The 12,808-nt window shown below is 67.2% G+C and carries 13 protein-coding genes; 10 read left to right on the plus strand and 3 right to left on the minus strand.

Annotated elements, in window-relative coordinates; translation table 11 throughout:
• The first annotated feature begins 334 nt into the window (after nt 1-334).
• The 10 genes from ACIQ6S_RS09170 (at nt 335) to glmU (ending at nt 8,862) form a co-directional block, all read left to right on the plus strand.
• On the plus strand, nt 335-709 hold the full coding sequence (locus ACIQ6S_RS09170) for a hypothetical protein (RefSeq protein WP_397608096.1): 375 nt from the start codon (nt 335-337) through the stop codon (nt 707-709).
• 7 nt (nt 710-716) lie between these two features.
• A complete protein-coding gene (gene atpB, locus ACIQ6S_RS09175) occupies nt 717-1,514 on the plus strand; it encodes a F0F1 ATP synthase subunit A (RefSeq protein WP_397597151.1) in 798 nt (265 codons plus the stop codon).
• A 76-nt stretch (nt 1,515-1,590) separates the two neighbouring features.
• Nucleotides 1,591-1,869: a F0F1 ATP synthase subunit C gene (atpE, locus tag ACIQ6S_RS09180; RefSeq protein WP_397608097.1), complete on the plus strand. Its 279-nt coding sequence runs from the start codon at nt 1,591-1,593 to the stop codon at nt 1,867-1,869.
• 107 nt (nt 1,870-1,976) lie between these two features.
• Complete coding sequence (locus ACIQ6S_RS09185) at nt 1,977-2,447, plus strand: F0F1 ATP synthase subunit B (protein ID WP_397608098.1); 471 nt, start codon at nt 1,977-1,979, stop codon at nt 2,445-2,447.
• A gap of 10 nt (nt 2,448-2,457) precedes the next feature.
• Entirely contained in the window at nt 2,458-2,985 is a 528-nt protein-coding gene (locus ACIQ6S_RS09190; RefSeq protein ID WP_397608099.1) for a F0F1 ATP synthase subunit delta, read from the plus strand.
• 49 nt (nt 2,986-3,034) lie between these two features.
• Entirely contained in the window at nt 3,035-4,579 is a 1,545-nt protein-coding gene (gene atpA / locus ACIQ6S_RS09195) for a F0F1 ATP synthase subunit alpha (RefSeq protein WP_397608100.1), read from the plus strand.
• Nucleotides 4,580-4,632: 53 nt separating this feature from the next.
• Entirely contained in the window at nt 4,633-5,496 is an 864-nt protein-coding gene (gene atpG / locus ACIQ6S_RS09200; protein WP_297877539.1) for a F0F1 ATP synthase subunit gamma, read from the plus strand.
• Between the two features lie 40 nt (nt 5,497-5,536).
• Nucleotides 5,537-6,874 carry a F0F1 ATP synthase subunit beta gene (gene atpD, locus ACIQ6S_RS09205; protein WP_397608101.1) on the plus strand — a complete coding sequence of 446 codons (1,338 nt, stop codon included), beginning with the start codon at nt 5,537-5,539 and terminating at the stop codon, nt 6,872-6,874.
• Between the two features lie 27 nt (nt 6,875-6,901).
• Nucleotides 6,902-7,327, plus strand: a complete 426-nt coding sequence (locus ACIQ6S_RS09210; RefSeq protein WP_297867398.1) for a F0F1 ATP synthase subunit epsilon — start codon at nt 6,902-6,904, stop codon at nt 7,325-7,327.
• A gap of 167 nt (nt 7,328-7,494) precedes the next feature.
• Nucleotides 7,495-8,862, plus strand: a complete 1,368-nt coding sequence (gene glmU, locus ACIQ6S_RS09215; RefSeq protein ID WP_397608102.1) for a bifunctional UDP-N-acetylglucosamine diphosphorylase/glucosamine-1-phosphate N-acetyltransferase GlmU — start codon at nt 7,495-7,497, stop codon at nt 8,860-8,862.
• Here the strand turns inward: glmU and ACIQ6S_RS09220 are convergent, their stop codons facing one another.
• The 3 genes from ACIQ6S_RS09220 to ACIQ6S_RS09230 are packed head-to-tail and all read right to left on the minus strand — an operon-like array spanning nt 8,863 to nt 12,802.
• Complete coding sequence (locus ACIQ6S_RS09220) at nt 8,863-10,170, minus strand: sensor histidine kinase (RefSeq protein WP_397608103.1); 1,308 nt, start codon at nt 10,168-10,170, stop codon at nt 8,863-8,865.
• A gap of 34 nt (nt 10,171-10,204) precedes the next feature.
• Nucleotides 10,205-11,575 carry a sigma-54-dependent transcriptional regulator gene (locus ACIQ6S_RS09225; protein WP_397608104.1) on the minus strand — a complete coding sequence of 457 codons (1,371 nt, stop codon included), beginning with the start codon at nt 11,573-11,575 and terminating at the stop codon, nt 10,205-10,207.
• A 9-nt stretch (nt 11,576-11,584) separates the two neighbouring features.
• Complete coding sequence (locus ACIQ6S_RS09230) at nt 11,585-12,802, minus strand: ABC transporter permease (protein ID WP_397574229.1); 1,218 nt, start codon at nt 12,800-12,802, stop codon at nt 11,585-11,587.
• Between the last annotated feature and the right edge of the window lie 6 nt (nt 12,803-12,808).

Consider the following 12,808-nt stretch of genomic DNA (forward strand, 5'->3'; position numbering starts at 1 on the left):
CCGCATGCGAGAGTAGGTCATCGCCAGGGCCTTACACCAAAACCCCTCCGGGATCCCCGGAGGGGTTTTTCTTTGGGGCGGAGAAAGTTGGGGCGGGTAGTCGGGCAATAGGGTTATCCGGCGGCCCATCACCCCTGACAGACACCCCTGGCCACGAATGCGGCCCGTCGAACGGCGGGACACAAATCGACCGTTGTGACGGCACAGGTCACGGCTGTGCACCGACTGTGAACGCAAACGTCCCCGGTGCTTCAGGCCGTTGAGGCTGATTCCGAGGGCATGCTAAACTCCCGCTCCTTATCAGCGGCGTCCCATTCCCGCGCCGGACCGTGTCATGCAAGCCCTCGTCGAAAAGCGTCTGCTGACGAAGGCGGTGTGGTGGCGAGGTCTGGCGGCGCAGGGTGCAGCGGCGTTGCTGGTGGCTCTGGTCTTCGACATGGCGGCTGCTGCGGCTTTCTTCAGCGGCGGGTTCGCGCTTTTGTCGGGTGTTGCGGTTTCGGCGCTCTATGCGCTGCGCGCCGTTGCACCGAGTGGCTCCGCGGCAATGTACGCGGTGGTGCTCGGGACGGTGCTGAAGTGGGTGGTGGTCGCGGCGCTGCTCGTGCTGGCGATGGTGGTGGCGATGCCGAGGGTCTTCCCGGTGTTCGCCGGTCTACTGTTCGCCCAGGTGGCGTTGGTCGTGGCGATGATGACGTTCAAGAGGCAATGAAGCGGCGATGGCAAGCGAAAACCTGACTCCGGCTGGCTACATCCAGCACCACCTCAAGAACCTTGCGATCACCGTCGACGACGGTAGCGCGTTCTGGACGCTGCACGTCGACACGCTGGCCACGTCGATTGTCGTCGGCCTGTTCATGGTCTTCGCCTTCTGGCTCGCGACGCGCAAGGCCACGGCGGGCGTTCCGGGCAAGTGGCAAGCGTTCGTCGAGATCGTGCTCGAGTTCGTCGACAAGCAGGCTAAGGACGCATACCACGGCCCGAGCCGCCTCGTGACGCCCATCGCGATCACCCTGTTCTGCTGGATCCTGGTGCTCAACAGCATCAAGATGATCCCGGCGGACTTCATCGCCATGCCGCTCCATGCGCTCGGCCTCGAGTACTGGAAGCCGGTCCCGACCGCCGATCTGAATGCGACCTTCGGTCTGTCGTTCAGCGTCTTCTTCCTGATGATCTTCTTTGCGCTGCGCGCCAAGGGCCTGGGTGGCTTCATCCATGAGCTCTTCACCGCGCCGTTCGGCAAGTGGATGTTTCCGGCCAACCTGCTGCTCAACGCGGTCGAGCTGCTGAGCAAGCCGGTGTCGCTGGCCATGCGTCTGTTCGGCAACATGTTTGCCGGCGAAGTGCTCTTCCTGCTGATCTGGGCCCTGGGCGGCGTCGGCCTTGTCGGCGTGGCGGCGTCCAGCCTGCTCGGCTTCGGTTGGATGCTCTTCCACCTGCTCGTGATTCCGCTGCAGGCCTTCATCTTCATGATGCTCTCGGTCGTGTACCTGAGCCTCATGGAAGAAGGTCACTGATTTCGCTGCACCCGATTCTGCCGAATCGTTTTCGTTCCACCCTTTTCCTTTCAACCATTGTCATCGGAGTAACACCATGGAAACCCTCGCCCTTCTCGCGAACGTCCAGGCCTCGACCGCGCTGGCCATCGGCATCATGATCGGCCTGGCCGCGCTCGGCGCCGGTCTCGGCATGGCCATGATGGCCGGCAAGTTCCTTGAGTCGGCTGCCCGCCAGCCGGAACTGATCCCGGTCCTGCAGGTCCGTATGTTCCTGACCGCCGGCCTGATCGACGCCGCGTTCATCATCACGGTCGGTGTTGCCCTGATGTTCGCCTTCATCAACCCGCTCGCCACCGCCTTCCAGGCGGCCTAAGCGGCGTTGCTCGCGCGGGGGTTCGCCCCCGCGCATGCCGGCCCTGAGCCGGCGGTGTTTGCGGGCGCCCCGGATGGGGCGCGCGAATGTTCTTCCAGAGCGAACCCATGAATATCAATCTCACGCTGTTCGCGCAGGCGCTGGCCTTCGCGATGCTGATCTGGCTGATCGCTACCAAGGTGTGGCCGCCGCTGCTTCAGGCCATCGAAGAGCGCCAGAAGAAGATCGCCGAGGGTCTGGCCGCTGCAGAGCGTAGCCAGAAGGACCTCGCGCAGGCGCAGGACAAGGTCAACGAGGCGCTGAAGGAAGCCCGCGTCAAGGCCAACGAGATCATCGCGCAGGCGGAAGCCCGTGCGGCCCAGATCGTCGACGCCGCCAAGCAGGAAGCCATCGCCGAAGGGCAGCGCCAGAAGGCGTTGGCCGAGTCGGAGATCGGGGCCTCGACCTTCCGCGCGAAGGAAACCCTGCGTCGCGAGGTCGGTTCGCTGGCCGTCGCCGGCGCCGAGAAGCTGATCCGTCGCGAAATCGACGCCAAGGCCCATGCGGCCCTGATCGACGAACTCGCCGCGCAGATCTGACGACACGCCCATGAGCCTGGCCCTGACCCTCGCCCGTCCCTACGCCCGCGCCGCGTTCGCGCTGGCCCGCCAATCCGGCACCCTGCCGGGATGGTCGGCCGCGCTGTCGGTGTCGGCGCAGCTTGCCGCCGATCCGCGCATCGCCGGCCTCGTCGCGCACCCGGCGCTTGAACGCGCCGAGGCCGCGGGACTGGTGGCGCCGCCGTCGTGCGACGCCGTCTTCCTGCAATTCCTCGACGTGCTGGCATCGAACGATCGCCTCGCCCTGCTGCCGGAGATCGCCGGCCAGTACGAGCAGCTCCGTGCCGAAGCCGAGCGCGTCGTGCGCGCGAAGGTCACGTCGGCCACGCCGCTCTCGGGCGACGAGCAGTCCAAGATCGAGCAGGCGCTGCGTCGCCGCTTCAACGCCGATGTCGCGCTGGAAACGGCCGTCGACCCGACGCTGATCGGCGGTGCCGTCATCGACGCCGGCGATGTGGTCATCGACGGGTCGCTGCGCAGCAAGCTGGCGCGCCTCGAAACTGCTCTCACGCATTAAGACTTTCCCTTTCCGCTAACCGGCTCTAAGCCGGCAACGAGGCACCCCAATGCAGACGCTCAACCCGTCGGAAATCAGCGAACTCATCAAGCAGCGCGTCGAGAAGGCCAAGCTGTCGGCCGAAGCGCGCAACGAAGGCACCGTCACCTCGGTGTCGGACGGCATCGTCCGCATCCACGGCCTCGCCGACGTGATGCAGGGCGAAATGATCGAGCTGCCGGGCAACACCTTCGCCCTGGCCCTGAACCTCGAGCGCGACTCGGTCGGCGCCGTGGTCCTCGGTGACTACGAGCACCTGCGCGAAGGCGCGGTCGCGAAGACCACCGCCCGCATCCTCGAAGTGCCGGTGGGTCCGGAACTGCTCGGCCGCGTTGTCAACGCGCTGGGCGAGCCGATCGACGGCAAGGGCCCAATCAACGCCTCGCTGACCTCGCCGGTCGAGCGCGTGGCCCCGGGCGTCATCTGGCGCCAGTCGGTGGCCCAGCCGGTGCAGACGGGTTACAAGTCGGTCGACAGCATGATCCCGATCGGTCGTGGCCAGCGCGAGCTGATCATCGGCGACCGCCAGACCGGCAAGACCGCGATGGCGATCGACGCGATCATCAATCAGAAGTCGTCGGGCGTGAAGTGCGTCTACGTCGCGATCGGCCAGAAGAACTCGACCATCGCCTCGATCGTGCGCAAGCTCGAAGAGAACGGCGCGATGGCCTACACGACCGTCGTCGCGGCCTCGGCTTCGGAGTCGGCGGCGATGCAGTACATCGCCCCGTACGCCGGTTGCGCCATGGGTGAGTACTTCATGGACCGCGGCCAGGACGCCCTGATCGTGTACGACGATCTGTCGAAGCAGGCCGTCGCCTACCGCCAGATCTCGCTGCTGCTGCGCCGCCCGCCGGGCCGCGAAGCCTACCCGGGCGACGTGTTCTATTTGCACTCGCGCCTGCTCGAGCGTGCGGCCCGCGTCTCGGCCGAGTACGTCGAGAAGTTCACCAACGGCGCCGTCAAGGGCCAGACCGGCTCGCTCACCGCGCTGCCGATCATCGAGACCCAGGCCGGTGACGTCTCGGCCTTCGTGCCGACCAACGTGATCTCGATCACCGACGGCCAGATCTTCCTCGAGACCGACCTGTTCAACGCCGGCATCCGCCCGGCCGTGAACGCCGGCATCTCGGTGTCGCGCGTCGGTGGCGCCGCGCAGACGACGATCATGAAGAAGCTGTCGGGCGGCATCCGTATCTCGCTCGCGCAGTACCGCGAGCTGGCGGCCTTCGCGCAGTTCGCTTCGGACCTCGACGAAACCACCCGCAAGCAGCTCGAGCGCGGCCAGCGCGTCACCGAGCTGATGAAGCAGAAGCAGTACGCCCCGATGTCGATCGCGCAGATGGCCCTGTCCATCTACGCCGTCAACGAGGGCTACATGGACGACGTGCCGCTCGCCAAGATCGGTGCCTTCGAGGCCGGCCTGCATGCGCACGCCGCCAACACGCAGGGCGCGCTGATGGACAAGATCGTCAGCTCGGGCGCGTGGGACAAGGAGATCGAAGGCCAGTTCAAGGCCCTGATCGCCGAGTTCAAGGCCACCGGCAGCTTCTGACGAACGACAACGGGGCAGGACGCGCGGCCAGCGCGCCCTGACCGGAGGACACCATGGCAGGCGGTCGCGAAATCAAAACCAAGATCAAGAGCGTGCAGAACACCCGCAAGGTGACGCGCGCGCTCGAGATGGTCTCGGCATCCAAGATCCGCAAGGCGCAGGACAAGATGAAGTCCTCGCGTCCGTACGCGCGTCTCATGAAGCAGGTCGTCGGCCATGTCGCTAAGGCAAACGCCGACTACGTGCACCCGTTCATGGCCGAGCGCGCCGAGGTCAAGCGCGTGGGCTACATCATCGTCTCGACCGATCGCGGCCTCTGCGGCGGCCTGAACTCGCAGCTGTTCCGCCGAATCCTCGCCGACATGCGCGAGTGGCAGGGCAAGGGCGTGGGCATCGACGTGGTCTGCGTCGGCCAGAAGGCTTCCACGTTCTTCCGTCGCCTCAAGGTCGAGATGCTGGCCTCGGTCACGCACCTCGGCGAGAACCCGCAGGTCGAGCAGCTGATCGGCGTCGTCAAGGTGATGCTGGACGGCTACACGGAAGGCAAGATCGACCGCGTCACGCTGTGCTTCAACGACTTCATCAACACGATGACGCAGAAGCCGACGCTCTCGCCGCTGCTCCCGCTGCCGGCGTCGGAGTCGCTCGAAGCGACGCACGACTGGGACTACCTCTACGAGCCGGACGCGCAGACCGTGCTCGACGACGTGATGACCCGCTACGTGGAATCGCTCGTCTACCAGGCGGTGCTCGAGAACCTCGCCTCCGAACACGCGGCCCGCATGGTCGCGATGAAGGCGGCCTCGGACAACGCCACCAAGCTGATCGGCACCCTGAACCTGATCTACAACAAGGCACGTCAGGCTGCGATCACGCAGGAAATTTCGGAAATCGTCGGCGGCGCCGCAGCGGTCTAAGCGGCGCGCCCTCCACCAGCTTTCTTTTGAGGAACCCACCATGAACCAGGGCAAAGTTGTTCAGATCATCGGCGCCGTCGTCGACGTCGAGTTCCCGCGTGACCAGGTGCCGAAGGTCTACGACGCGCTGAAGGTCCAGGGCACGGAAATCACGCTCGAGGTCCAGCAGCAGCTCGGTGACGGCATCGTGCGCACCATCGCCCTCGGCTCGACCGACGGCCTGAAGCGCAACCTCGTCGCCGAGAACACCGGCCACGCGATCTCGGTGCCGGTGGGCAAGGGCACGCTGGGCCGCATCATGGACGTGCTGGGTCGTCCGATCGACGAAGCCGGCCCGATCGCCGCCGACACCTCGTGGGAAATCCACCGCGCTGCGCCGGCCTACGCCGACCAGGCGGGTGGCAACGAGCTGCTCGAGACCGGCATCAAGGTCATCGACCTGATGTGCCCCTTCGCGAAGGGCGGCAAGGTCGGCCTGTTCGGCGGCGCCGGCGTCGGCAAGACCGTCAACATGATGGAACTCATCAACAACATCGCCAAGGCCCACGAAGGTCTGTCGGTGTTCGCTGGCGTGGGTGAGCGTACCCGCGAGGGCAACGACTTCTACCACGAGATGAAGGACTCGAACGTCCTCGACAAGGTCGCGATGGTGTACGGCCAGATGAACGAGCCGCCGGGCAACCGCCTGCGCGTCGCGCTGACCGGCCTGACGATGGCCGAGTACTTCCGCGACGACATCGATCCGGCGACCGGCAAGGGCCGCGACATCCTGTTCTTCGTCGACAACATCTACCGCTACACGCTGGCCGGTACCGAAGTGTCGGCGCTGCTGGGCCGCATGCCGTCGGCCGTGGGTTACCAGCCGACGCTCGCCGAGGAAATGGGCGTCCTGCAGGAGCGCATCACCTCGACGAAGACCGGCTCGATCACCTCGATCCAGGCTGTCTACGTGCTGTCGCGAAACATCGCCTCGCTCGGCATCTACCCGGCCGTCGACCCGCTGGACTCGACCTCGCGCCAGCTGGACCCGAACGTCATCGGCGTCGAGCACTACGAGACCGCGCGCAAGGTGCAGGCCACGCTCCAGAAGTACAAGGAGCTGAAGGACATCATCGCGATCCTCGGCATGGACGAGCTGTCGGAAGAAGACAAGCAGGTCGTGTCGCGCGCCCGTAAGGCCGAGCGCTTCTTCTCGCAGCCCTTCCACGTCGCCGAAGTGTTCACCGGCTCGCCGGGCAAGTACGTCACGCTCAAGGAAACGATCCGCGGCTTCCGCATGATCGTCGAAGGTGAGTGCGACCACCTGCCGGAGCAGGCCTTCTACATGGTCGGTGGCATCGACGAAGCCTTCGAGAAGGCCAAGAAGATGGCGGCCTAAGGCCGCCGTCCTCACGGGAGCATTCGCATGAGCACCACCATCCGCTGCGACATCGTCAGCGCCGAGAAGGAAATCTTCCACGGCGACGCGACGCTGGTCGTGGCCACTGGCGAACTGGGCGAGCTCGGCATCGCTCCGCGCCATGCGCCGCTGATCACGCGCATCAAGCCGGGCAAGGTCGTCGTGACCCAGCCGAACGGCGAGAAGCTCGACTTCTACGTGTCGGGCGGCATCCTCGAGGTGCAGCCGCAGGTCGTCACCGTGCTGGCCGACACCGTCGTGCGTGCCGATGACCTCGACGAAGCCGTGGTCAAGAAGGCCAAGGAAGAAGCCGAGCGCATCCTGGCCAACCGCAGCGAGGCGATGGAAATCGCCGAGGCGCAGGCCAAGCTGGCCGAGGCCATGGCGCAGCTGCAGGCGCTGGAGCGTCTGCGGAAGAACCTCAAGCACTAAGGCGACCCGCCGGCGACGGCGGTGATTCGCGACACCGAACGCCGGCCCTAGGGCCGGCGTTCGCGTTTCCGCCGCGCGCGTCGAAAGCGGTCAACCAACGAGGTGCGCGGCGTGTGATCGCCATCACGTCCTCTAGAATGGCGCCCTCCAAAGAACGGATCCCCGCCATGACCTCCCCCCTGCACGTGGTCGTCCTCGCCGCCGGCGAGGGCAAGCGCATGAAGTCCCCGCTGCCGAAGGTGCTGCAGCCGATCGCCACGCGTTCGATGCTCGGCCACGTGATCGACACGGCACGCGCGCTGGGCGCCGCGCGCATCCACGTCGTCTACGGCCATGGCGGTGAAGCAGTGCGCGAGGCCTTCAAGGCAGACGCGGACCTTGCCTGGGTCGAGCAGGCCGAGCGACTCGGCACGGGACACGCGGTGCAGCAGGCGGTGCCGGGATTGCCCGACGATGCGCGCGTGCTCGTTTTGTATGGCGATGTCCCACTCGTCCGCGCCGAATCACTGCGTCCGCTCGTGGCCGCCGAGGGCAAGCTGGCGGTGCTGGTGGCCGAGCTCGTCGATCCGACGGGCTACGGTCGCGTGCTCGTCGATGAAGGCGGCCGCGTGCAGGCCATCGTCGAACAGAAGGACGCCACGCCGGAACAGCGCGCCGTGCGCACGATCAACACCGGCCTGATCGCGGCCGAGGGTGCCGCGCTGAAGCGCTGGCTGGCGAACCTGCGCAACGAGAACGCGCAGCGCGAGTACTACCTCACCGACGTGTTCGCGGCAGCTGCGGCCGAGGGTGGCCCCGCGGCGGTCGTCCGCGTTGCCGATGCCGGCGAAGTGGAAGGCGCGAACGACCCGTGGCAGCTCGCGCAACTCGAGCGCGCCTACCAGCGTCGCTGCGCAAAGGCGCTCTCCGAGCAGGGCGTGCAGTTTGCTGATCCGTCGCGCTTCGACCAGCGCGGTACGGTCGTGGTCGGGCAGGGCGTGCGCATCGATGTCGACGTGATCCTCGAAGGCCGCGTCGAACTCGGCGACGGCGTCGTGGTCGGACCGTTCTGCCGCTTGAAGGACGTGACGCTCGGCGCCGGCACTGTTGTCGCCGCGCACAGTGATCTCGAGGGCGCGGTCGCGGAGGCGAACTGCACCATCGGCCCCTTCGCTCGCCTGCGCCCCGGCACGCAGCTTGCGGAGGGCGTGCACATCGGCAACTTCGTCGAAACGAAGAAGACCGTGCTCGGCAAGGGCAGCAAGGCCAACCACCTCACCTACCTAGGTGATGCAGTGATCGGCGCCAAGGTGAACGTGGGCGCGGGCACCATCACGTGCAACTACGACGGCGTGAACAAGTGGACCACCACCATCGGCGACGGTGCCTTCATCGGCAGCAACAGCTCGCTGGTGGCGCCGGTGACGATCGGCGCGATGGCGACGATCGGTGCGGGCTCGGTGGTGACGAAGGATGCCCCGGAAGGCCAGCTCACCGTGGCGCGTGGCAAGCAGGTGAGCATCGCCGCGTGGCAGCGGCCGGTGAAGAAGGTCTGATCAGCCAGGCAGGACGAGGCTGACGCACAGCCCGCCGCCGTCTCGATTGCTCAATCCAATCCGCCCGCCGTGGGCTTCGATGATCTCGCGCACCAGCGCGAGGCCGAGGCCGGTGCCGCTGCGCTTGGTCGAATAGAACGGCACGAGGGCATTGGCCATCACCGCCTCGCTCATGCCGGTGCCGCGGTCGAGCACCTCGATGCGCCAGTCGCCGCCAAGGTGGCGCAGGCGCATCCGCACGTCAGCTTCGGGCGGGCAGGCCTCGTGTGCGTTCTTCAGCAAGTTGAGCAGGGCCTGTTCGAACTGCGCGCCGTCGACGCGCAGCGGTTCCTGCGGGATGTCGCTGTCGACCTCGAAAGGGATCTGGCTCTGCAGGCGCTCGACGAGCACCGCGGGGTCATGGGCTTCGATGCGCGGCTGCGGCAGTTTGGCGAAGCGCGCGTAGTCACGAAGGAAGCCGTCGAGATGGCGGGCGCGCTCCTCGATGGTGGCGAACACCGTGGGCAGCTTCTCGATCTGGCCACGTCGCGCCAACTCGGCGCCGCTGTGCGCGAGCGAGGCCATCGGCGCCAGTGAGTTGTTGAGCTCGTGGCTGATCACGCGGATCACCTTCTTCCAAGTCTGCACCTCCTGCCGGCGCAGCTCGGTGGTGATCTGGCGAACCAGCAGCAGGGTGTGCTCGCGGCCGTTCAGGCGGAAGGCGGAGGTGGCGAGGTGGTAGACGTCGTCGTCTTCGCCGTCACCGGTGCTGAACACGCCCGCGGCGCCGTGGCGGAGGGCTTCCGACAAGGCATCGTCGCGTGCGCCGAGCAGGCCGTGCAGTGCGTGGCCATCGAGGCGGCGGCCTTCGCCCAGCAGCTTGCGCGCCGCGACGTTGGCGAAGACCACGTGCTGCTGCGCGTCGAGCAACAGCATGGCCACCGGCGTGTTCTGCACCATGGTGTCGAGCAGTAGCTCGCGCTGCACCAGCTGCAGCTGCTTCTCGCGCAGGGCTTCGCCGATCGCGTTGTGGCCAGCGACGAGGTCGCCGAGCTCGTCGTTGCGCGGCCAGCGCAGGCCGAAGCTGTAGTCGCCGTCGCGGTAGCTGAGCGCGGTGCCGGTGAGGGCCCGGATCAGCGAGCGCACCGGCGACAGCCAGGCGCCGAGCAGCCAAAGCAGCACGAGGCCGCTCGCGACGACGGTGATGGCACCGGCCAGCAGGGCGTCACCGAGCCAGGCCTGCAGCGCCAGCGCGAGCGCGATGCCACCCGCGAGCACGGGCAGCACTCGCAGCGCGAACTGGCCCGCGAGCGAGAGCCGCCAGCGCATCACGACGGCGCCGCCTCGGACGAGGGCAAGCCACTCACGACGCCGACTCGCGGTCGATGCCCAGGCGCTCAAGTCGCCGGTAGAGCGCTTGGCGCGAGAGGCCGAGTTCGGCCGCCGCTTGCGCGAGGACGCCGCGGTGCCGCTTCAGCGCGGCTTCGATGCTGGCGCGATCCGGTTCGTCGGCATCCATCGGGGCGTCGTTGCTACGAGCGGCCGTGTCGGCGGCGAAGGCAGGCAACCCAAGGTCGTTGGAGGTGATCGTCGGCGAGGACGACAGTAGGGCCGCGCGCGCGATCGTGTTCTTCAACTCGCGCACGTTGCCGGGCCAGCCGTGCGCACGCAGCGCGTGGCGTGCGCCGTCGTCGAGCGTCTTGCCGCTGCCGGCGAGGAAGTGCTCGGCGAGCGGGATCACGTCGAGCGGGCGCTCCGCCAGCGGCGGCACGCGCAGCTCGATGAGGTTCAATCGGTAGTAGAGGTCTTCGCGGAAGCGACCGTCGCGGATCATCGCGGCAAGGTCGGCATTGGTCGCGCTGATGACGCGCACCTTGACCTGCCGCTCGCGATTGCTGCCGAGTCGCTCGAAGCGCCCGGTTTCCAGCACGCGCAGCAGCTTCATCTGCCCGGCCGCTGGAAGGTTGCCGATTTCGTCGAGGAACAGCGTGCCGCCGTCTGCGGCTTCGAACTTGCCTTCGCGGGCCTTGGTGGCGCCGGTGTAGGCGCCGGCCTCCGCGCCGAACAGTTCGGCTTCGATCAGCTCGGAGGGCAGGGCGCCGCAATTGAGCGTCACGAACGGTCCTTCACGCACCGCGGAGTTCGCTTGCAACACTTCCGCGACCTTCTCCTTGCCGCTGCCGTTCGGGCCGGTGATCAGAACCGGAACGTCCGCGCCAGCCACTTGCGTGGCGAGCTGCAGCACGCGCTCCATCGCTGGGTCGGCATAGACGATGCCGCGCAGGTCAAAGCGGCCGTCGAGCCCGGCGCGGCGGCGGCGATCGGCGCCGGCGAGTTGCTGCAGCGCGCGACGCGTGTCGGACAGTTCCAGCAGATTGCGCACGCTGGCCAGCAGCTTGTGGTCGTCCCAGGGCTTGCCGAGGTAGTCGGCCGCGCCGGACTTCATCAGGCTCACCGCGGTTTCCACCTGCGTCCACGCGGTGAGCAGGATCACCGGCATGTCCGGGTGGCGGCGTCGGATCTCGTGGAACAGGGCGATGCCTTCTTCGCCCGACGTGGTGTCGGCGGTGAAGTTCATGTCCTGCAGCACGAGGTCGACGCGGTGGGCGTCGAGCAGGGCGAGGCCGTCCTCGGGGCTTTCGGCGCCGAGGACGTTGAGGCCGTGCAGATCGAACAGCACCTCGAGCGCGGTGCGCACGCCGGCGTTGTCGTCGATGACGAGAAGGGTGGGCATGGGCCGAGTTTAGGCGCTCCGCGTGGCCACCGCCGGCGGCACCGAGGCGGCACGCAGTGCGGGGCCGAGCACGGCGGTGATGCCGAGCAGGAGCAGCACCGCCGAACCCAGCCCGAGATACCCCAAGGGCAGCTTCGGCAACTCGAGCTGGTCCATCATCAAGGCATTGAGGCCCAGTGCGAACCCGCAGCCCACCACGATGCCGATGCCCGTGATCATCACGTTCTCGGTCACGAACAGGCGCAGGATGTCGACGCGGCGCGCGCCGAGCGCGCGACGCACGCCGATCTGCTTGCGGCGCTGGTTCACCCACAGCGAGGCCAGGCCGACGATGCCGCTCGCCGTCATCACCAGCAGCAGGGCGACGACCACCAGCAGGCCGTTGACCAGCGTGTGCTCGCCGCCGTAGCGGTCGGCGCGGGTCTCGGCCATTGCCTCGTTGTAGGACACCATCCGCCCCGGCACCTGGGCCAGAAGCGTGGCTTCGGCCTCCTTCATCACCCGGTCAAGTTGCCCGGGCGCCGTACGCACCGCGTAGATGTTGTAGCGCTGGCGTTCGACGACGGGGAACAGCACGGCATTGCTGCCATCGTTCCATCCGCGACCCCAGGGGGACACCAGCGTCTCGACCACGCCGATGACCTCGATCGGCACGCTTGCCGAGCCCTCGTAGAAGCTCTTTCCGACCACAGCGCTTGCATCCGGCCAGAGCGCGCGCGCGAGGCCCTGCGTGATCACGGCGACCCTCGGTGCGGGCTGGCCCGGCAGCGTACGGTCGACCTCGATCATCGCATCGGCACCGAAGGACCGACCCTCGGTCAGACGAAGCGGCCAAGCCTTGAAGGCCTCGGCATCGACCATGTAGTTCGTCGCGATGACATAGTCACCCGACGGGTCCGGCTGGCGCTGGTAGCCGTTGTTGCTGCCGGACTGCATCAGTGGCACCTGGCTCACCCAGGCGGCGGCCTCGACCCCGGGCAGGGCGCGCAGGTGGCCGAGATCGTTGTCGACCACGCCATCCCCCAGCTTGGCCTCGCGATCGATCACTGCGAGGTGGAAGGTGTTGGCCTCGTCCAACCCGCTGGGGCGCTTGGCTTCGCGCAGGCGGTCGTCGATGACGCTCAGGGCGTTGGTCAGGATGGCGAGGGTGAGGGCGATCTGCAGCGCGATCAGCAGGACGCCGGTCTTGCTGCGCAGCATGGCCGAAAGGATGGGGCGGAGTTCCATGGCGGG

This window comes from Silanimonas sp. (assembly GCF_044377035.1).
In the GTDB taxonomy this organism is placed as follows: domain Bacteria; phylum Pseudomonadota; class Gammaproteobacteria; order Xanthomonadales; family Xanthomonadaceae; genus Silanimonas.